The organism is Lactiplantibacillus brownii (assembly GCF_031085375.1).
In the GTDB taxonomy this organism is placed as follows: domain Bacteria; phylum Bacillota; class Bacilli; order Lactobacillales; family Lactobacillaceae; genus Lactiplantibacillus; species Lactiplantibacillus brownii.
In genome coordinates, this window is record NZ_JAVCWF010000001.1 from 1333492 (window position 1) to 1352734 (window position 19243).

General features: G+C 44.3%; 23 protein-coding genes and 1 other annotated feature. Of the genes, 20 read left to right on the plus strand and 3 right to left on the minus strand.

Translation table 11 applies throughout. From position 1 onward, the window contains the following. Nucleotides 1-3: 3 nt before the first annotated feature. The 8 genes from coaE to rplT all read left to right on the plus strand — a co-directional run bounded on the left by coaE (nt 4) and on the right by rplT (nt 7132). The gene (coaE, locus tag RA086_RS06055) at nt 4-600 is read left to right on the plus strand and encodes a dephospho-CoA kinase (protein ID WP_308702959.1); all 597 of its coding nucleotides are present in this window, start codon (nt 4-6) and stop codon (nt 598-600) included. A gap of 37 nt (nt 601-637) precedes the next feature. Continuing rightward, entirely contained in the window at nt 638-1159 is a 522-nt protein-coding gene (gene nrdR / locus RA086_RS06060; protein ID WP_308702960.1) for a transcriptional regulator NrdR, read from the plus strand. 18 nt (nt 1160-1177) lie between these two features. Then, nucleotides 1178-2578 carry a replication initiation and membrane attachment family protein gene (locus RA086_RS06065; RefSeq protein WP_308702961.1) on the plus strand — a complete coding sequence of 467 codons (1401 nt, stop codon included), beginning with the start codon at nt 1178-1180 and terminating at the stop codon, nt 2576-2578. A 3-nt stretch (nt 2579-2581) separates the two neighbouring features. After that, entirely contained in the window at nt 2582-3517 is a 936-nt protein-coding gene (gene dnaI / locus RA086_RS06070) for a primosomal protein DnaI (RefSeq protein WP_308702962.1), read from the plus strand. Between the two features lie 324 nt (nt 3518-3841). Next, the gene (gene thrS, locus RA086_RS06075) at nt 3842-5806 is read left to right on the plus strand and encodes a threonine--tRNA ligase (protein ID WP_308702963.1); all 1965 of its coding nucleotides are present in this window, start codon (nt 3842-3844) and stop codon (nt 5804-5806) included. 44 nt (nt 5807-5850) lie between these two features. After that, nucleotides 5851-5977: a sequence feature (ribosomal protein L20 leader region), on the plus strand. A gap of 43 nt (nt 5978-6020) precedes the next feature. Beyond that, nucleotides 6021-6521: a translation initiation factor IF-3 gene (gene infC / locus RA086_RS06080; RefSeq protein ID WP_308702964.1), complete on the plus strand. Its 501-nt coding sequence runs from the start codon at nt 6021-6023 to the stop codon at nt 6519-6521. 21 nt (nt 6522-6542) lie between these two features. Further along, a complete protein-coding gene (rpmI, locus tag RA086_RS06085; protein WP_308702965.1) occupies nt 6543-6737 on the plus strand; it encodes a 50S ribosomal protein L35 in 195 nt (64 codons plus the stop codon). 35 nt (nt 6738-6772) lie between these two features. Next, the gene (gene rplT, locus RA086_RS06090; protein ID WP_137607420.1) at nt 6773-7132 is read left to right on the plus strand and encodes a 50S ribosomal protein L20; all 360 of its coding nucleotides are present in this window, start codon (nt 6773-6775) and stop codon (nt 7130-7132) included. Between the two features lie 106 nt (nt 7133-7238). On the opposite strand, the gene RA086_RS06095 is transcribed toward rplT, so the two are convergent. Together RA086_RS06095 and RA086_RS06100 are read right to left on the minus strand one after the other, a co-directional pair. Continuing rightward, on the minus strand, nt 7239-8549 hold the full coding sequence (locus tag RA086_RS06095; protein ID WP_308702966.1) for a glycosyltransferase family 2 protein: 1311 nt from the start codon (nt 8547-8549) through the stop codon (nt 7239-7241). Nucleotides 8550-8552: 3 nt separating this feature from the next. Beyond that, nucleotides 8553-9062: a hypothetical protein gene (locus tag RA086_RS06100; RefSeq protein WP_308702967.1), complete on the minus strand. Its 510-nt coding sequence runs from the start codon at nt 9060-9062 to the stop codon at nt 8553-8555. 374 nt (nt 9063-9436) lie between these two features. Between RA086_RS06100 and RA086_RS06105 the strand changes: the two genes are divergently transcribed. From RA086_RS06105 to gndA, 12 genes are all read left to right on the plus strand, one after another. Then, a complete protein-coding gene (locus RA086_RS06105) occupies nt 9437-9964 on the plus strand; it encodes a YqeG family HAD IIIA-type phosphatase (RefSeq protein WP_308704422.1) in 528 nt (175 codons plus the stop codon). Then, nucleotides 9964-11100, plus strand: coding sequence for a ribosome biogenesis GTPase YqeH (yqeH, locus tag RA086_RS06110; protein ID WP_308702968.1), 1137 nt, complete (start codon nt 9964-9966; stop codon nt 11098-11100). Before RA086_RS06105 ends, yqeH begins: the two co-directional genes overlap by 1 nt. Nucleotides 11101-11109: 9 nt before the next feature. Continuing rightward, the gene (gene yhbY, locus RA086_RS06115) at nt 11110-11424 is read left to right on the plus strand and encodes a ribosome assembly RNA-binding protein YhbY (protein ID WP_308702969.1); all 315 of its coding nucleotides are present in this window, start codon (nt 11110-11112) and stop codon (nt 11422-11424) included. A 46-nt stretch (nt 11425-11470) separates the two neighbouring features. After that, nucleotides 11471-12079 (plus strand): nicotinate-nucleotide adenylyltransferase, encoded by a 609-nt coding sequence (locus RA086_RS06120; RefSeq protein ID WP_308704423.1) that lies wholly within the window; start codon nt 11471-11473, stop codon nt 12077-12079. After that, nucleotides 12057-12677 (plus strand): bis(5'-nucleosyl)-tetraphosphatase (symmetrical) YqeK, encoded by a 621-nt coding sequence (gene yqeK / locus RA086_RS06125; RefSeq protein ID WP_308702970.1) that lies wholly within the window; start codon nt 12057-12059, stop codon nt 12675-12677. Before RA086_RS06120 ends, yqeK begins: the two co-directional genes overlap by 23 nt. Before the next feature lie 21 nt (nt 12678-12698). Then, nucleotides 12699-13055 (plus strand): ribosome silencing factor, encoded by a 357-nt coding sequence (gene rsfS / locus RA086_RS06130; protein ID WP_308702971.1) that lies wholly within the window; start codon nt 12699-12701, stop codon nt 13053-13055. Then, nucleotides 13052-13789: a class I SAM-dependent DNA methyltransferase gene (locus tag RA086_RS06135; protein WP_308704424.1), complete on the plus strand. Its 738-nt coding sequence runs from the start codon at nt 13052-13054 to the stop codon at nt 13787-13789. The genes rsfS and RA086_RS06135 overlap by 4 nt, the downstream gene beginning before the upstream one ends. 10 nt (nt 13790-13799) lie before the next feature. Next, nucleotides 13800-14942: a nucleotidyltransferase gene (locus tag RA086_RS06140; protein ID WP_308702972.1), complete on the plus strand. Its 1143-nt coding sequence runs from the start codon at nt 13800-13802 to the stop codon at nt 14940-14942. A 134-nt stretch (nt 14943-15076) separates the two neighbouring features. Further along, nucleotides 15077-15628 (plus strand): YceD family protein, encoded by a 552-nt coding sequence (locus tag RA086_RS06145; protein WP_308702973.1) that lies wholly within the window; start codon nt 15077-15079, stop codon nt 15626-15628. Nucleotides 15629-15690: 62 nt separating this feature from the next. Then, nucleotides 15691-15870, plus strand: a complete 180-nt coding sequence (gene rpmF, locus RA086_RS06150; protein ID WP_137607429.1) for a 50S ribosomal protein L32 — start codon at nt 15691-15693, stop codon at nt 15868-15870. A gap of 256 nt (nt 15871-16126) precedes the next feature. Beyond that, nucleotides 16127-17068 carry an aldo/keto reductase gene (locus RA086_RS06155; protein WP_308702974.1) on the plus strand — a complete coding sequence of 314 codons (942 nt, stop codon included), beginning with the start codon at nt 16127-16129 and terminating at the stop codon, nt 17066-17068. A gap of 222 nt (nt 17069-17290) precedes the next feature. Continuing rightward, complete coding sequence (gene gndA, locus RA086_RS06160; RefSeq protein ID WP_308702975.1) at nt 17291-18727, plus strand: NADP-dependent phosphogluconate dehydrogenase; 1437 nt, start codon at nt 17291-17293, stop codon at nt 18725-18727. A 133-nt stretch (nt 18728-18860) separates the two neighbouring features. On the opposite strand, the gene RA086_RS06165 is transcribed toward gndA, so the two are convergent. After that, nucleotides 18861-19160: a bacteriocin immunity protein gene (locus RA086_RS06165; protein ID WP_308702976.1), complete on the minus strand. Its 300-nt coding sequence runs from the start codon at nt 19158-19160 to the stop codon at nt 18861-18863. Nucleotides 19161-19243: the final 83 nt, after the last annotated feature.

Here is a 19243-nt window from a genome sequence, read left to right on the forward strand (position 1 = left end):
CCAATGACGCAAATTATTGGACTGACTGGCGGCATCGCCACGGGCAAATCAACGGTTTCTGCGATGTTGGCCGAAGCCGGCTTGCCCATTGTCGATGCCGATAAAATTGCCTGGCAAGTCGAAGGAGCAGGTCAGCCGACAACACAAAAAATTGCGGCAGCTTTTGGCTCGCAAACGCTGCTTGCAGATGGTCAGTTAAATCGGCGTTGGCTAGGGCAGCAAGTTTTTAATGATGCCAGTAAGTTGGCATTGTTGACGGAGATCACTCGCGGCCCGATTCAACGGGCGATGTTAACCGCTATTGTGGCGGCTGGAAAGTCACAGCCGGCTGCGGTGATCTTAGATGTGCCACTATTATTTGAAGGCGGTTGGCAGCATATTTGTGATCAAGTTGTCGTGGTAGCCGCACCGGCGCCCGTAGTTTTGTCCCGGTTGATGGCGCGTAATCAACTGTCAGCTGAAGCGGCACGTGCACGGATAGCGAGTCAAATGCCACTGGCTGAAAAGGTTCAACGGGCGGATGTGGTCATTGATAATGGAGAAAACGTTGATAAAACAAGAACCGCCGTGTTAAAATGGCTGAAAACGATTATAAAGTAAAATTGATACGATTAAGTAAAAATGAGGTGAGAAGTCTATGCAATGTCCACATTGTCATCATAATGGCTCGCGAGTAGTTGATAGTCGACCCACTGATGATGGTCGCGTTATTCGTCGCCGGCGTGAATGCGAGAACTGCGGTTTTCGATTCACAACTTTTGAACGAGTCGAAGCGACACCATTGTTAGTGATCAAAAAGAATGGCGCCCGTGAAGAATTTAACCGTGAAAAGATTTTACGGGGAATTATCCGTTCGGCTGAAAAACGACCAGTCAGCATGGAAACGATGACGGGTGTCGTGGATGACGTCGAGAATAAAGTTCGTTCTTTGGGTGAAAATGAGATCTCCAGTCAGGTGATTGGGGAATATGTCATGGAACAACTTGCAGATATCGATGAAATTTCCTACATCCGTTTTGCCAGTGTTTATCGGCAATTTAAGGATATGCACGTCTTCTTAAATGAACTCCAAGATATGATGGAACGTGATAAAGTCAAGTTGGCCAAACAACCGACTAAAACGGCCCATCGTGTGTCTAAAACGAAAAAAGATAATTAATGAAGAATGGTGAGCAACATGCCTAAAAATGAGCCAAGCTTGACACCTAAAACGGGGTTAGTTGTCCCCGCGGCGCCGGCGTTAAGTGCCACTGAGCAGGCCGTGTTAGCGGAGCTCTATTTACCACTAATTGGACCGCTGGCCTATAGTTTGGCAGCGGCCCTACGCAGTTTGCAGACGCCGTCGACTGATTTAACTCATCGACGTAGCCATGCGGAATTGCTTGGAATTTTGAATGTTGATCTGCCAACCGTAGTGGCGGCACGGCAAAAGCTTGAAGCGACCGGATTGCTACGGAGCTACTATCGCCAAGATGATCTAGGCGAAGTTTATTTGTACGTTTTACAGCGACCCTTGCCAGCAACGCAATTTTTTGGAGACGACTTGTTGAGTGTGCTGCTACTGGATACGGTCGGTGAGTTACGCTATCAGCAATTGGCCGATCAGTTTACGCCAACGGTGGTCGACATACAAGGTGCCACGGATGTTTCGGCGAACTTGCTGGATGTCTTTCATATTGATAGTCAGAAGGTCACGCATGTTCCGACCGAGATTCAAACTGTGCGGGCCAAACAAGCGACCGCAACTGAAATGACACCAGCGATGCCTGATCTGACCGATGAAGTCTTTGACTGGCAAGTACTTGGTCAAATTCTCAAACAGAACTATGTTGACTTAGAACAAGTCGCTCAGTCTCGACAGTTGATCATGACAGAAAGCCGTGTCTATGGGATTAGTGAAGTTGAAATGGCCAAATTAATCAGTGAGGTGGCCAGTTTAACCACTGGTCAGTTCGATGAAAGCCAATTAAAGTTGTTGATCGCGCGTCGATATGAGCGTCCAACGAATTCGACAACCACTCAATTGGAGGCTCGTTCAGCGGCCACGGCGGCTGCCGACACCACGCCAGCCGTAAAATTATCGACGGCTGAGCAGCAGCTGGTGGCGTATGCCAAACAAACTTCACCATATGATTTTCTTAATGAACTAAAACAAGAAAAGCATGGTTTCGTCACAAGCGGTGAAAATCGTTTGATTCACGATTTGGTCAATCGTGGTGTCTTACCAAATGCTGTTATTAATATGGTGGTCTATTATTTGTTACAAAATCGTGAGTTAGCCGCCTTAAATAAGAATTTATTAGAGACGGTCGCAAATGATTGGCAGCAACATGATATTATGACACCAGAAGCGGCGCTGGCTTATTTGCGTGAGCGTCAGCAACCGAAACAGCCGCGTCAACGGGCAACCCGAGCGCGTAATGGCCGAACGCCACGTAAGGAAATTGTGCCAAAGTGGGCTCAAAAGTCCGCTGATGGGACCGTCAAGTCAACTAGTAATCAAATCACGGCAGCCCAACGAAAACAATTAGCCGCACGGTTGGCTAAACTAGATTCAGATTCTGAGAAGGGGGACTAAAGCATGGAGAATATTTCGGAAACTTTAAAGATTTTGATGAATAAACGTAATTTAAATCATCAGTATCAAGAACTCATGACTGAGGTATTTCAAGATTCGGATGTTCGTCAGTTTTTAGCGGCTCATCAAAAGGAACTCTCTAGTGATGCGATGGAACGTAGCGCGACTAAACTGTATGAATTTTGTCAGGAAAAGCGCAAGATTGCGCGCCATGAGCCAACACAGGTGCCTGGCTATCAACCCGAACTCGTGATGAGTAATCATTTAATTGATATTGCCTATCAGCCAACGCTTCAGCATCAAGAAGCGCAGGTCGCTCGGGAGTTGAAGCAGCGGGTTCGTTCGATTAGTATGCCTAAGAATATTGAGCATGCAGATCTGAAAGCTTATGATCAAGACGGTGATCGCGCGGGTGCGTTGATGTCGGCATTAGATTTTATCGATGCCTACACGCAAGCACCAAAACGGTTTCATCGAGGCTTATATTTGTATGGCTCTTTTGGCGTCGGTAAGACGTTCTTGTTAGGGGCTATGGCTAATGCGTTAGCGGCCAAAGGTTTTCAAACGACCTTGATCCATTTTCCAAGCTTTGCGGTTGAAATGAAACGTTCTATCAGTAACAATACTTCTGGTGATAAAGTGGATGCCATTAAACGTGCGCCGATTCTAATGATCGATGATATCGGGGCAGATGCGTCGTCCACTTGGATTCGCGATGATGTACTCGGTGTTATTTTGGAATTTCGGATGCAAGAAGAGTTGCCAACTTGTTTTTCTTCTAATTTTTCGATGCAAGAATTGCAGGACGGTTATCTAACCATCTCTCAAAAGGGCGATGAGGAACCGATCAAAGCTCAGCGAATCATGCAACGCGTCCGGTATTTGTCTACTGAAATTGAAATGATTGGTCGTAATCGGCGCTTGAATCCGACCGATTAATGTTGACATTTAATGTGAAAGTGGTTTAATAAAAACAGATGCAAAAGACATGCTTCGTTATCATGGATTACAGAGACCCAAGCCTAGTTCTGGAAGCTTGAGACCGGATAAATGAAGATACCACTTTTGTGAACATGCTCAGTTGAGCCGGAACGCGTCCGTTATTAGCGCTAATGAGTCAGTGTGCCTTGTTGCACTGAAAAATCGGGTGGAACCACGTCAATCACGTCCCTAATGCTAGTTTAGTCTGGCATTAGGGACTTTTTTGTCGTCCCGGCGCAGTGTTTTGGTGAGTGGGTAAATTTTGAAGGAGTGTGTCAATTTATGGCAAGTATTAATGTAAAGTTCCCTGATGGCGCTGAAAAGCAATTTGATGCTGGCGTTACCACGGAAGCAATTGCAAAATCAATTAGTCCCTCATTGGCTAAACGGTCAGTGGCTGGGAAGTTCAACGATCAAGTCGTTGATTATCGTCAACCCTTAACGACTGATGGTAACATCGAAATCATCGCTGCTGACAGTGATGAAGGGATGGCAGTCTTACGTCAGACAGCTGCCCAAGTTTTGGCCAATGCGGTTAAACAACTTTTCCCTAAGGTTCAATTTGGGAGTGGTGAAGGTAATGCCAATGGCTTCTTCTTCGATACCGACAATCCGGATGCTGAAGGCAAGCAAATCAGTGAAGATGACCTTGAAGCCATCAGCTTGAAGATGCAAGCCATCGTCAAGAAAGATTTGCCAATCGTGCGCGAAGTCTTGTCAAAAGACGCTGCTTTAGCTTTAGTTGGCGATGATCCTTACCAAAAAGACTTAGTTAATGACCGGGCTGCTGCAAATGATGGCCAAGTGGTTGTTTATAAGCAAGGCGATTTTGTTGATTTATCAGATGGCGCGCAATTAGCCTCAACTGGTAAAGTTAAGATTTTCAAACTTTTGTCAGTTGCCGGTGCTTATTGGCAAGGCAAGTCTAGCAATCCAATGTTACAACGGATTTACGGGACGGCTTTCTTAAAGCAAAAAGACTTAGATGAAGATTTGAAGAAGCGCCAAGAAGCTCGTGAACGTGATCACCGGGTCATTGGGAATGAACTTGATTTATTCTTCGTTGATCCTAAAGTCGGTAATGGTTTACCATACTGGATGCCAAATGGTGCGACGATTCGTCGTCAAATCGAACGTTATATCGTGGACAAGGAAGTTGCCAACGGTTATCAACACGTTTATACCCCAGTTTTAGCTAACTTGGATGTTTACAAACAATCTGGTCACTGGGATCACTATCGTGAAGACATGTTCCCACCAATGGACATGGGCGATGGCGAACAATTGGAATTACGTCCAATGAACTGCCCATCACATATCCAGATTTACAACCATCACATTCGCTCATATCGTGAATTACCATTGCGGATTGCTGAACTTGGCATGATGCATCGTTATGAAAAATCTGGTGCATTGACTGGTTTATCACGGGTTCGTGAAATGACCTTGAATGATGGGCACACTTTTGTGGCCTTGGACCAAATTGAAGCAGAATTCAAGAACATCTTGTCCTTGATGGTTGAAGTTTACAAAGACTTTGATATTTCTGATTACCGGTTCCGCTTGAGTTATCGTGACCCAGCTAACAAAGCTAAGTATTTCGATGACGATGCTATGTGGGAACAAAGCCAAAAGATGTTGAAGTCCGCTATGGATGACATGGGCTTGGATTACTTCGAAGCTGAAGGGGAAGCCGCTTTCTACGGTCCTAAATTGGATGTTCAAACGAAGACCGCGCTTGGTGGTGAAGAAACCTTGTCAACGATCCAATTGGACTTCTTATTGCCAGAACGCTTTGACCTGAAGTACGTTGGTTCTGATGGTGAAGAACATCGCCCAGTCATGATTCACCGTGGCTTAGTTTCAACGATGGAACGTTTCGTGGCTTACTTGACTGAAATCTACAAGGGCGCTTTCCCAACTTGGTTAGCACCAAAACAAGTAACGATTATTCCAGTTAACAAGGGTGCTCATGGGGCCTATGCTGAAACCGTTCGTCGGCGTTTAGCTGCTGAAAACATCCGGGTCAGCATCGATGATCGTAACGAAAAGATGGGCTATAAGATTCGTGAATCACAAACGAAGAAGATTCCATATTTGCTCGTTGTCGGTGATCAAGAAGTGGCTAATGGTTCCGTTTCTGTCCGTAAATATGGTGAGGAACGAACTGAATCCGAAGGCGTTGATATGTTTATTGGCGCTATTACGCAAGAAGTTAAGAACTATAGCCGTGGCGCCAGCAAATAATTAGTTGACACCAGTTTTCAATTCTGATATAGTATTGGAGTTGAGAAAAAAAGCAGAAGCACCCGCTTCTCGCCTTGGTAACAAAAACGTTATCGGGCAGATGAACGAATGAATTTATTCCCATTAAAGGGAGTGAGCGGGCGTGTTATGCGCCCGCTCTTTTTGTGGATTTCTCGAAATTTTACGGAGGTGAATTACCATAGCTAAAGATTCGATGGTTAATGACGGCATCCGTGCTCGTGAAGTACGTTTGATTGCCAGTGATGGTGAACAATTAGGTGTCAAGTCACGACAAGAAGCAATGCAGATTGCAGAAGATGCGAGCTTAGATCTTGTTTTAGTTGCACCGAAAGCGAAACCACCCGTAGCCAGAATTATGGATTATGGGAAGTATCGTTTCGAGCAACAAAAGAAACAACGGGAAGCCCGTAAGAAACAAAAAGTGGTTAGCATTAAGGAAGTTCGCTTAAGCCCAACGATCGATACCAATGACTTTGACACTAAGCTGAACCATGCTCAGAAGTTCTTGTCTAAGGGTGACAAAGTTCGGGTCTCCATTCGATTTAAAGGTCGTGCCATTACCCATAAGGATATTGGTCGCCAAGTTTTAAACCGGATGATTGAAGCAACTAAAGAAGATGCATCAGTTGAAGCTTATCCTAAGATGGATGGCCGAAGCATGTTCCTAGTGCTAGCACCAAAAACTGAGAAGTAATTTCTAGGAGGATTATTGATTATGCCAAAACAAAAGACAAACCGCGCTGCTGCTAAGCGTTTCAAAGTAACCGCTAAAGGTAAGATTAAGAGCGCCAACGCTTTCACCAGTCATCGTTTCCATGGTAAGACTAAGAAACAACGTCGCCAATTACGTGGTACGGCTGTAATTGAAAAGCCAATGGTCAAAACATATCACAAGTTATTACAAAAATAATTAACACGTTTTAGTTAAATCTAGGAGGAAATAAGATGGCTCGAGTAAAAGGTGGAACTGTAACACGCAAACGTCGTAAGCGCGTTTTAAAATTAGCTAAAGGTTATCGTGGTGCTAAGCATATCCAATTTAAGGTAGCTAAGGACCAAGTAATGAAGTCATACGAATACGCATTCCGCGATCGTAAGAAGCGTAAGAGTGACTTCCGTCGTCTTTGGATTGCCCGGATCAACGCGGCAGCCCGGATGAGCGACATCAGCTACAGTCAATTAATGCATGGTTTGAAGCTTGCTAACATCGATATGAACCGTAAGATGTTGGCTGACTTAGCTGTTAACGATGCTGATGCTTTCAAGGCATTGGTTGAAGAAGCTAAGAAAGCTCTTGCAGCTTAATTAGAATTTAAACTTATCTTGATAGGAAATGGACGTCATCTTTTGGTGACGTCTTTTTTTTGACAACAAAAAACGCGCTAGTCGATTAAGACTGCGCGTTTTAAAATTAACTTGGTGAATCGGTGTGCTTGCGGACTGGACTGACCCAAGTGCCACTGCCGTAACCCATAATTGTTTTAATGGCAGGGATTAATGTCATGACCAATGCTAGGGCGTTGACTTGCCAATAGACCAACATGTAAAGTGGCATGAAGATCAAATATTTAAGCTTACGTCCGCGGTCATCGACGATCAGTGCTGAAAGTAGTTGAAGCAAGCCAGCAAACATTTCGAAGGTGACGAAGATAAAGGCCATACAGAACATGTGGTAGAGTCTTTCGTAGTTGCCGGTAAAAATGAAAGTAATGAACGAAAGCACAAAGAGTAGCGTTGAAACAAAGAAGAATAAGGACCAGATAATACTCAAGGTTTGATCAGTGATGAAGGCCATTTGTTTTAAGTAACGCAATGGGTGACGCATCACACGGCCAAAGTTAGTGAGTAAAACTTCGGTGCCACCTTTAGCCCAACGTTTTCGTTGATGGTAGAGTGCTTTTAAGGATTCTGGGACGTTCATGTAAAATAGAATGTCGGGTGAAAAGACGGTCGTCCAACCATTGAGTTGGTGATCCCAAGCGATGCTAATATCTTCGGTGGCACGATCTTGACGGAATAACCCAACATCAATCAAGGCATCTCGGCGATACATCGTATTAGCACCACTATAAGCGTACATATTTCCTAGGGCACTGACTTGGCTACGCTTGATGACCCCAACGATACTAGAAAACTCAACCGTTTGTGACTTTGCAATCAATTTACTACGGTTCTGCACATCCATGTTGGCCGTGACGGCAGCAATGTTTTTGTGCTCTTCACCAACAAAGTAATTCATGTATTTCCATAACGCATCAGGTTCAGGAATTGAATCCGCGTCATTACTCAAAATGAAGTCACCCTTAGCAAAACTAACCCCAACATTAAAGGCATGGGCTTTACCTTGGTTCTTTTCAATCGTGATGACCCGTAAGTTATGATATTTCTTTTGTAACTCAGCCAAAATTTGTGGCGTCTCATCCGTGGAACCATCGTCTGTGACTAAAATTTCAAAGTTGTCATAGTTCAAGCTCGTCATTAAATAGTCGATCGTATGGGCAATCATGACTTCTTCGTTATGAGCAGGAATCATGATCGTGATGAAAGGCTGATTCTTGGGCGCTAAATAGGTGAACTCGGTGTGGCGATGGCGGTAAACAGTTTGGTAGCAGATGACACCCATAAACCACGCAAAAGCGCCTAAGATTGGATAGGAGACTAATAGGAGCAGGACGAAATTCCAAATACTTTCAAAAGGCTTTAAAGTTTGTAAGATTTCCATGACTTATTTTTCGGCCTCCTTGTATAGCTTGTGAATTTCGTTAACTTCCAGATTTTGCTCAGGTTTAACGTGATAACTACGGACGTTTTCTCGAAAGTCTTTATTGCCAAAACGGGCAGTGTAAAATGTCTCCAAGTGTTGTTTGCGAGCTAATAGTTGTGACTCATCATATTGGATGGTTTTCTCAACATGTTGCTTGACGCGGTGATTATTGTGAATCGTTGAAATAATGACAATTATCGCTAAGATAATGAAAGCAATGATAAAGAATCGGTCAAAAAAGTAGAATAGGGTGCGACCTTCTTCATATCGCCAAGCATGTAAGAAATGCTCATTGTTGATCAGCAGCGTGGACGAAATGGTCCAGTAGACCGGAATCGCCACACAGATCCAAAAGACGATGGCCATTAAGGTTTGCCAAATTTTAGTCCACCAATGACCTTTGCTGAAGAAATCATCAGTCACAACCTTAGCCATGACCGTTTCTTTTTCAACAGGTGTTTTTTCCGTCATTGTAAAATTCCTCCTTAATTATAATGAGATTTATTTTTACAGCTTCAATATACGCTTTCAGTAAATGATTGTGAACTAGTCATCAATCGATCAAAAGGTAGAGGCCTCAAAATGATGGGATAGCCTTAATTAGAAGAGTGATTACCTAGTGACCGCTGACAAAAATCAGGGATTAATATAACGGTTTGATTAATAAAAGTTGCACATTCTTTTAAAAGCATCTATTATTAAAAGATAACTGAATTTATCGGGAGCACTTGTCACCACTGATGCTCAAGCACCGCTATTAAAAGGGTGCGAGTGTATGATAAAATAGGCAAGTGAGGTCTGACAAAATGTCAGTACCAATGACAGTAGAAGCGAAGGGGAAAACGATGATAAACCAATTCAAACCAACTTGGATGATACCAGCAATCTATAACATTACCGCCACACAACTCCGTGAAAAGGGCATAAAGGCCGTGTTTGCCGATCTCGACAATACACTGATTGCCTGGGATAATCCAGATGGTACCCCGGAACTGAAAAAGTGGATGCATGGGTTACAAGATGCCGGCATTCCACTAGTTGTCGTTTCAAATAACTCAGAAAAACGGATTGCCAAGGCACTAACTGCCTTAGGACTACCATTTGTTTCACGTGCTTTGAAGCCATTACCATTTGGTATTCAAAAAGCGCGACACAATCTTGGGTTACGGAAAAATGAAGTCATCATGGTTGGTGATCAATATATCACCGATATGTGGGCAGCCCACACGGCTGGGGTTCAAAGTGTCTTGGTCAAACCATTGGTGAAAACTGACGCTTGGAATACGCGTATCAACCGGTTCTTTGAACGGTTTATTAAAGTTCAGTTAGCCCATCGTTATCCAGAAAAGCATTTTCAGGAGGAACTTAAATAGTGAGTGAAACAACTCAAGAAACTTTATATTGTATTGGTTGTGGGGCCGCGATTCAAACGACGGACCCTGAAGCAGCAGGATATACGCCTGCGTCAGCCCTAAAGAAATCGTTGGCGAACGACGCGCAAGACCTTTATTGCCAACGTTGTTTTCGGTTACGCCATTACAACGAAATCGTCCCAGTTGCGCTTAGTGATGACGATTTCCGGCATTTGTTGGCAACGATTCGTGAAGCCAATGCGTTAGTGGTCTATGTCGTGGATATTTTTGATTTGAATGGCAGTATTATTCCAGGCTTACAACGGTTCGTTGGCGATAATCCAGTCTTGTTAGTCGGGAACAAAGAAGATGTTTTACCACGTCAATTACGGCGGACGAAGCTACGCGAATGGATGAATCAACAAGTTCGTGCCCAAGGCATCAAGCCAGTTGATGTGGCCTTGACCAGTGCCAAAAAGGGCCATGCGATTGACGACCTATTAGCATTGATTGAAAAATATCGGCGTGGTCGCGACGTCTATGTCGTAGGCGTGACCAATGTGGGTAAGTCGACGTTGATCAACCGGATCATTGCCAATAACACTGGCTTAAAAGATCTGATCACGACATCTCGATTCCCAGGAACCACGTTGGATAAGATTGAAATTCCACTGGAAGACGGCCATAAGATGGTTGACACCCCCGGAATCATTCATCCAGAACAGATGGCCCATGTTTTGAGTGGCGACGATTTAAAACTCGTTTCACCACAAAAAGAAATTCGGCCCAAGGCTTATCAACTGGGCAACGGTCAGACCTTGTTCCTTGGTGGGGTCGCACGCTTGGACATTGTCGATACGGTTAAACCAGCCGGTATTGTTTATGCAGATAACAATTTAACCTTACATCGAACGCGCACTGAAAATGCCGAAAACTTCTATACGAAGCACGTCGGTGAGTTGATCACACCACCAACCGGTGATGCTATCGCTGATTTTCCACCGTTAGTTCGACACGAATTCAAAACAACTGAGATTAGTGATGTGGTTTTTGAAGGTTTGGGTTGGGTGACGGTACCAGCTGATACCCGCGTTGCGGGTTGGGCACCAAAAGGCGTGGATGTGTTAACACGTCCAGCCATGATTAATAAGAACTAGGAGAATTTAATGGAAAACTTACGAGGAAAACAAAAACGTTATTTACGGAGTCAGGCCCATCATTTACGCCCATTATTTGCGGTTGGTAAAAATGGTTTGACTGATGAATGGCTCGAACAATTAGTGGGAGCCTTGGATAAACGCGAATTGATCAAAGTGAACATTTTGCAAAATTCAGAAGTAACATTAGCTGAAGTCCAGGCAGCCATTGAAGCTAAGACTGCGATCACGGTCGTTCAAACCATTGGTCGTGTCTTAGTCTTATACTTGCCATCAGCGCATGCAGAGAACCAAAAACTCTCATTAGAAGTCGCAAGGATCTAGGGAGGAATTTTTAGTGAAGACGGTTAGTCAAACTGCAACGAAAGTTATGGCGGAAGTCGTAACTGATTTGCCACATCGTCGGGTTGGCATCCTTGGTGGGACGTTCAATCCGCCACACTTGGGTCATTTGATTATGGCCGAACAAGTTGGTGATCAACTGGGGTTGGATGAAGTTCGGTTTATGCCGGATGCTCAGCCACCGCATGTCGATGAAAAAAAGACGCTGCCAGCTAAAGATCGTGCCAACATGGTCCAACGCGCGATTGCGGACAATCCGTTATTCAAACTAGAAACGGCCGAACTAAAACGTGGCGGTAAAAGTTATACTTATGATACGATGAAGGTGTTGAAGGCCCAGCATCCCGAAACGCAGTACTATTTGATTATTGGTGGCGACATGGTGGATTATTTGCACACTTGGAACCACATTGATGATTTAATTAAACTAGTCACGTTTGTTGGGATTAAACGGACCGGATACCCCACGACGAGTCGTTACCCAGTGATTTGGGTCGATGCGCCACTGATTGATATTAGTTCAACTAAGATCCGTCACAAAGTGAACCAAGGCCATACGATCCGTTATCTCGTTCCAGATGCTGTGGCTGATTATATTAAGGAGCATCACTTATATGAAACCAAGCCAACCAATTGAATTTACTGAAAATATCGTGCCCTATACGCAGGCTGAGTTGGCGGCTAAAGTTGCCGAAAAGCTGACTGACAGTCGGTACCAACATTGTTTGCGCGTTGAACAGACGAGTCGACAGCTGGCCGTTGCTAATGGTGTTGATCCTGAATTAGCGGCAATCGCCGGTCTGTTGCATGATTATGCGAAGCAACGTTCAGATGCCACGTTTATTGAGCTAATCAAAACACGTGGATTAGATCCCGCTTTGCTGAATTATGGTAATGGTGTTTGGCACGGAGTGGTTGGTGCCGAATTGATCAAGGATGAGTTGCACATTTATAATGAAGATATTTTAAATGCGGTGCGCTTGCATACGGTTGGCGCACCATATATGCCTAAATTGGCACAAATCGTGTTTATGGCTGACTTTATCGAACCTCAACGTGATTTTCCTGGTGTTGACGATGCCCGAGCCGCGACCAAAAAGTCGTTGGCAGCGGGAGTTCGCTACCAGATCCAACATACGCTGAGCTACCTCGTGAGTCAGGGCGCACCAGTTTATCCCCAAACCTTAGCAACTTATAATGCGTGGGTCGGTGGGATTGGCACGATAACTAAATAATGGACTTAAAGGGAGAATGACATGGATAGCAAAGAATTATTACAATTAACGGTCAAAGCCGCGGATGATAAGCGTGCTGAAGATATCGTTGCTTTAGATGTTGAACAAGTGAGTTTGATGGCAGATTATTTCGTCATTGTATCTGCAGATTCCAGACGCCAAGTCCAAGCTATCGCGGATAGTGTCGTAGATTTCATTCGCCAAGCAGGCTCTGACGTGAAGAGCGTTGAAGGTCGGACTGCAGGTGAATGGGTCTTGATCGACGCCGGTGACGTGATCGTTCACGTTTTCCAAAAGGACGCGCGTCAACATTATAACTTGGAAAAATTATGGTCAGATGCGCCGCTAGTCGACGTTGATCAATGGGTAAACGCATGATCTACCAGACGTTTGCCGAACTTTACGACGAACTCTTCGATCCAGCCATGTACCAGCAATGGCTGGATTTTGTGCGTCGTGAATTACCAGATCAAACAGGCGAGGTCTTGGAACTCGCTTGTGGCACCGGTCGATTAGCCGTTTTATTAGCGCAGGCTGGCTATCATGTGACCGGTTTGGACTTATCAGACAACATGCTGGCCTTGGCACAGCAACATGCTGAAACCGCCAACGTTTCATTGCCATTAGTTGCGGGTAATATGCTTGATCTTAGTGAAATTGGGACGTATGCCGCGGTGACTTGTTTTGCTGATTCCTTCTGTTATTTAAAGAATCTGCAACAAGTTCAGACGGCGTTTACCCAAGTTGCGGCGCATTTAACGTCAGACGGACAATTTTTATTCGATGTGATCACCCCATATCAAACGGATGACGTCTATCCTGGGTATATGTACAACTATCGTGATGAAGAACGGGCGTTTATGTGGACCAGTTATGCGAGTGAGACCACGCCACACAGTGCGGAACATGATTTAAGCTTTTTTATCTGGAATGGTGAAAAGCAAGCCTTTGATGAAGTGAGTGAATTGCACCAAGAACGGACGTATGTTTTACGTGACTATCAACAAGCCTTAGCTGCCGCTGGGTTTAGTCAGGTGACGGTTACCGCAGACTTCGGTCGGCAGACACCAACTGAAAAAACAACGCGTTGGTTCTTTAGGTGCCAAAAGTAGGTGACTAAGGGTGCAAGCTGTCGGACTTATAACTGAATATAATCCATTGCATAATGGTCATTTATATCATTTACAACAGGCCAAAGCCGTGACTGGGGCCGATTGTAGCGTGGTCGTGATGAGCGGTAATTGGTTACAGCGAGGTGAGCCGGCCATTTTAGATAAGTGGACGCGGACACAATTGGCGCTGGCAGCAGGAGTTGATCTGGTGATTGAATTGCCGGTATTTTATGCCACCCAACCAGCACATTTATTTGCCCGCGGTGGTGTGGAGCTGCTAACGGCATTAGGGTGTCAGTCACTCGTTTTTGGGGCGGAACATCCGGGCCTTGACTTCGAACAGTTATTGACGGCGCTACCGAAAACGCAGGCCGCTTTTAAGCACTACAATGCCACATACGCGACCCAGTTCAACACGGCCCTGCAAGCGACCACTGGGATGACACTAACGAAAGCTAATGATATGCTGGGCTTCTGCTACTATTTGGCCAATGAACAGTTTGGTCGTCGGTTGCAATTAGTTCCAATTCAACGTCAAAAAGCGGACCATAGTGAGTCTCAGATTGTCGCAACGAGTCAGTTTGCCAGTGGGACCGCGATTCGAGCTGCAGCGACACAACAAGCCTGGTCGCAGATTAAGCCGGTTGTGCCGGCAGCGACGCTTGACCAACTACGGACGCAACGATTACAAACTTGGGCTGATTTTTGGCCTTATTTGCATTACCAATTGTTGACGGGCGCGATTGAGCAGACCCATCAGTATGATCAAATGGCTGAGGGCCTTGAATATCGTTTCAAAGAAATGGCACAATCGGCTACCAGTTTTACGGACTTTATGGCACGGGTGAAGTCTAAACGCTACACCTATACACGGCTACAACGCGTGGCGACTGCTGCACTGTTACAATTAACGAGTGCTGAAGTTCAAACGGCGCAGGCCCATAATTATGTCCGGGTACTGGGCTTTAATCCTACTGGGCAGGCCTATTTACATCAAATCAAGAAGCAACTTGAATTGCCCCTTTATACGAAGATTAATAAGGACTTACGACGACATGGTCTAGCACTCGACTATCGGGCTGGCCGAATCTATGGTTTAATTAATGGTCAGTCGCAAGATCTTTATCGCCGTCCAATTCAGTTTCTGGGATAATATCGGTTGACCGTAGCGGGTTTTCTTGGTATGGTGGTGAACAGTGACGGGCATTTTGCCCTGTCAAGGAAAAAACATTGACAAAGGATTTTTACACAGGTATAATTTATCACGTTGCATTAGGAGGTTTTTAAATGAAATGGTCGTTAGGACAGCTGAAAAGCTACCGTGATGAGCCACTTCAGTTTGATGAAGCACTGGACTTAAAACACTCCCTGATGACGCGTTATCCTGAAATTATTGACGTCAAGGCCGTTCAAGCAAAAGGCTTTGTTAGTTATGATAAGGGTAGCGTGCTAATCTCAGCGAAAGTCGACGCCGACTTAACGTTACCGTCGACCCGTTCGCTGACGCCAGTGGCAACTTCGCTGGCTTTTCAAATGACAGAATATTATGTGCCCAAGGGAACTGACTTAGCGCAGTTTGATAAGGCGGATACGGTAATCTTTTTACCTGAAGATGATATTTTGAACTTTGATGTCGCTGTGGAGGATAACATTTTAATTCACATCCCCATGCAGATTCTTTCTGAAGCTGAGCTCAATGGTGAAGAAATGCCCGCCGGAAAAGGGTGGGAAGTTATCTCTGAAGATGACTTAGCCAAGCAAGCTGAAGAACATAAAACTGTTGATCCGCGTTTAGCTAAATTGAAAAACCTGTTCCCTGATCAGGAAGCCAAGGATTAAATTAGCTAGACCTATCAAAAAACATCACATCATGTGAAATTATTTTAAGGAGGTGTTCGTTGATGGCTGTACCTAAGAGAAGAACATCAAAGATGCGTAAACGCAACCGTCGTGGTCATATTAAATTGGCTACGCCTAATTTGGCACCATGCCCAAATTGTGGTGAATTACGTGTATCTCACCGTGTCTGCCCTAGTTGTGGATATTACAACGGTAAAGAAGTCGTTAAAGTAAACAACTAATTTGATTTAGTTGATGAAAAGGCGCATCGCGGCCATGGCGCATGCTAATTTTCTTTACAAACGATTGTCAAAACTCGCTTCGGCGAGTTTTTTTGTGTTTACAATTAAACTTTAGTTACGAATCATTTCACTCGTTAGGGGTAGACTGATGATTCCTTGAAGACCATTAGTTGTATTTGCCCCACACTTGGTCGTATGGTGGAGGTAATCGCTAGCAGTCTTAGTGATAATGAGTTGAAATAGGAGATTTGATAATATGACAAAAACGGCAAAGATCGTCTTAGGTGCTTGGGCCTGGGGTGACACAGATGATTACTTTGGTAATGGTTATGCGGCTGATCACTTTGGTCCCGTTTACGCTGAAGCAATCAAACAAGGCTTGAACTTCTGGGACACAGCTTACGCCTACAGTAAGGGTAATTCTGAGACTATTCTTGGGAATCTGATGAAAGATACCCCTCGTCAGGATTTGGTCATTTCAACGAAGTTTACGCCGCAATTAGCGGATGATGGCGCGCACCCAGTTCAAGATATGTTTAAAGGGAGCACCCAGCGCTTAGGAACCGATTATTTTGATTATTATTGGATTCATAATGATGATGATGTTGAAAAATGGACGCCACAATTGATTCCGTTATTACAAAGTGGTCAAATCAAACACATCGGGATTTCTAATCACACGTTACCTGAAATTAAACGAGTTCAAGCCATTCTGGGTGCCGCTGGTTTCAAGTTAGATGCTGTCCAGAACCATTTGAGCCTATTGGATCGGACTTCAGAACAAGCCGGAATCTTGGATTATTGTCATCAAAATGACATTAAGTTCTTTGCTTATATGGTGCTAGAACAAGGGGCCTTGACGGGTAAATATACCGTTGATCATCCTTTCCCAGCAACTAGTGCGCGTGGGAAAGTTTATAACCCACAGTTACCACAACTAACGGCCTTAATTGAAACGTTGACCAAAGTTGGTGCACCGCATCAATTATCGGCCGCACAAACTGCGATGGCTTGGGCCCTAGCAAAGGGCACCATCCCAATTATTGGGGTTACCAAGGTCAAGCAAGTGGCTGAAGCGGCCCAAGTTGCGGCGACAGCGTTAAGCGCTGAAGAAGTAAAAACGTTGGAAACTGCCGCAGCTAAAACGACTGCGGATACGATTGGTTTTTGGGAACAAGACATGCGAAAAGATCACTAATTGTGTTAGATGAAGGTTGACTGCCGCACTTAAATTGGGTTGGGCCTAATTTAAATGCGGCTTTTAGGGTCACTACGGGACTAATAATCGAATTATGAAAATTAATTTCTTTTAACATGAAAAAATATGAAATTATTTGAGATAATCAACGCAAATTGCTTTAAAACCGAAAGCGTTTTTGGTACGATAGTCACGTAGTAAAATTTGGGAGGCAAACAGATAATGAGTAATGAAAAACCACAAATTGGCGTCATTGGTATGGCTGTCATGGGTAAGAACTTGGCTTTGAATATTGAAAGCCGCGGTTACAAGGTTGCGATTTTTAACCGAACCGGTTCCAAAACGGAAAAGGTCGTTAAGGATCATTCAGATAAACAACTGGTCCCAAGTTACAAGATCGAAGACTTCGTGGCTTCACTTGAAACCCCTCGTCGGATTATCATGATGGTCAAGGCTGGGAAGCCAACTGACATGGTGATCGATGAATTATTACCATTACTTGATAAGGGCGATGTGTTGATTGATGGTGGGAACACTAACTTCAACGATACGATGGCTCGTAATGCACGTTTAGACAAGTCTGGCATTAACTTTATTGGTATGGGTGTTTCCGGCGGTGAATTAGGTGCCTTACAAGGCCCATCATTGATGCCCGGTGGTCAAAAGGAAGCTTATGACTTAGTTGAACCAATCTTGAAGAAGATTGCTGCTAAGGCACCTCAAGACGGCGAACCATGTGTCACTTACATTGGTGAAAATGGTGCCGGTCACTATGTCAAGATGGTCCACAACGGGATCGAATATGGTGATGAAGAGTTAATCGACGAAAGTTACAACATTATGCGTAATGTGGCTGGCTTATCGGTTGATGACATGTCCAAAGTCTTTACAGACTGGAATAAGGGCGAATTGAGCAGTTACCTTGTTGAAATTACCGCTGACATTTTGTCACGTAAAGACGATTTGGGCGATGATAAAACTAAGCCAATCGTTGACATGATCTTAGACCGTGGGAACAACAAGGGGACTGGTAAGTGGAGTTCAGAAGATGCTTTGAACGTTCAAGTGCCACAATCTGTCATTACTGAAGCGGTCTATGCGCGTTACATTTCTATGATGAAAGACGAACGGGTCGCTGCTTCTAAGAAGTTGGCTGGTCCTAAGAATGAAGTTAAATTGCCTGATAAGGAAGAATTGGTCGAAAAAATTCGCCAAGCCTTATACTTCAGCAAAATCATGAGTTATGCCCAAGGTTTTGAACAATTACGCTTTGCTGCTAAACATTACGGCTGGGATTTGAAGTATGGTGAATTAGCACAGATCTGGCGTGCTGGCTGTATCATCCGGGCACAATTCTTACAAAACATTACTAATGCCTTTGATAAGAAGCCTGATCTGAACAACTTATTGATGGACGATTACTTTGCAGATATCGCTGCTAAGTATCAACAATCAACTCGTGACGTTTTAAGCTTGGCTATCCAAGCTGGCGTCCCAGTACCATCATTTAGCGCTGCTTTGTCTTACTACGATTCATACCGTGCAGAAGTCTTACCTGCAAACTTATTACAAGCGCAACGGGATTACTTTGGTGCTCATACCTATGAACGGACTGACCGTGAAGGGTTGTACCACTACACTTGGTATAAAGAACAATAAAAATTAAAACCTTAATGCGTGATGACGCTCAACCTGTTTTTCGGGGTTGAGCGTCTTTTTGTGTGGCGTCAAACAAAAAACTCGCTAATTAGTGTTGACTAATTGCGAGTTTAACGAGCTTAAATTAACTTATTTACCATAATGGGCTTAAAAATGCAGCTGCTGCGACGCCCCAATAATATTCAGAAGTACGCGCAGTTTGTTGATATAATGTGTTTAAAGACTTAATTGGTTGATGCATATGTTGCCGAATACCACTTAAAGCCACCGCATTGACGCGAGTGGCAGTGAGTAAATAATTTTCGTGCTTGGCTAGTTCTTGTGCACAAGCTAGTAATTTTGCCGCTAAAGCTTTATCAGCTGCGACTGCTGGATCATTATAGGCGACACTAATTTCTTGGAGTAGACGCTCTGCTTTCGGATTTTTTAACATGTCACTCATCTCCTAATAGCTTAATTATAGCACCTTAACCAACGTGACTAGTCGCACAGAACTGAGAATTTTGTCACGAACAT

Bases quoted from the DNA above. Each gene is read 5' to 3' on its own strand.
- coaE (WP_308702959.1), top strand. From the start codon at position 4: ATGACGCAAATTATTGGACTGACTGGCGGCATCGCCACGGGCAAATCA.
- nrdR (WP_308702960.1), top strand. From the start codon at position 638: ATGCAATGTCCACATTGTCATCATAATGGCTCGCGAGTAGTTGATAGT.
- RA086_RS06065 (WP_308702961.1), top strand. From the start codon at position 1,178: ATGCCTAAAAATGAGCCAAGCTTGACACCTAAAACGGGGTTAGTTGTC.
- dnaI (WP_308702962.1), top strand. From the start codon at position 2,582: ATGGAGAATATTTCGGAAACTTTAAAGATTTTGATGAATAAACGTAAT.
- thrS (WP_308702963.1), top strand. From the start codon at position 3,842: ATGGCAAGTATTAATGTAAAGTTCCCTGATGGCGCTGAAAAGCAATTT.
- infC (WP_308702964.1), top strand. From the start codon at position 6,021: ATGGTTAATGACGGCATCCGTGCTCGTGAAGTACGTTTGATTGCCAGT.
- rpmI (WP_308702965.1), top strand. From the start codon at position 6,543: ATGCCAAAACAAAAGACAAACCGCGCTGCTGCTAAGCGTTTCAAAGTA.
- rplT (WP_137607420.1), top strand. From the start codon at position 6,773: ATGGCTCGAGTAAAAGGTGGAACTGTAACACGCAAACGTCGTAAGCGC.
- RA086_RS06095 (WP_308702966.1), bottom strand. From the start codon at position 8,549: ATGGAAATCTTACAAACTTTAAAGCCTTTTGAAAGTATTTGGAATTTC.
- RA086_RS06100 (WP_308702967.1), bottom strand. From the start codon at position 9,062: ATGACGGAAAAAACACCTGTTGAAAAAGAAACGGTCATGGCTAAGGTT.
- RA086_RS06105 (WP_308704422.1), top strand. From the start codon at position 9,437: ATGATAAACCAATTCAAACCAACTTGGATGATACCAGCAATCTATAAC.
- yhbY (WP_308702969.1), top strand. From the start codon at position 11,110: ATGGAAAACTTACGAGGAAAACAAAAACGTTATTTACGGAGTCAGGCC.
- RA086_RS06120 (WP_308704423.1), top strand. From the start codon at position 11,471: ATGGCGGAAGTCGTAACTGATTTGCCACATCGTCGGGTTGGCATCCTT.
- yqeK (WP_308702970.1), top strand. From the start codon at position 12,057: ATGAAACCAAGCCAACCAATTGAATTTACTGAAAATATCGTGCCCTAT.
- rsfS (WP_308702971.1), top strand. From the start codon at position 12,699: ATGGATAGCAAAGAATTATTACAATTAACGGTCAAAGCCGCGGATGAT.
- RA086_RS06135 (WP_308704424.1), top strand. From the start codon at position 13,052: ATGATCTACCAGACGTTTGCCGAACTTTACGACGAACTCTTCGATCCA.
- RA086_RS06145 (WP_308702973.1), top strand. From the start codon at position 15,077: ATGAAATGGTCGTTAGGACAGCTGAAAAGCTACCGTGATGAGCCACTT.
- rpmF (WP_137607429.1), top strand. From the start codon at position 15,691: ATGGCTGTACCTAAGAGAAGAACATCAAAGATGCGTAAACGCAACCGT.
- RA086_RS06155 (WP_308702974.1), top strand. From the start codon at position 16,127: ATGACAAAAACGGCAAAGATCGTCTTAGGTGCTTGGGCCTGGGGTGAC.
- gndA (WP_308702975.1), top strand. From the start codon at position 17,291: ATGAGTAATGAAAAACCACAAATTGGCGTCATTGGTATGGCTGTCATG.
- RA086_RS06165 (WP_308702976.1), bottom strand. From the start codon at position 19,160: ATGTTAAAAAATCCGAAAGCAGAGCGTCTACTCCAAGAAATTAGTGTC.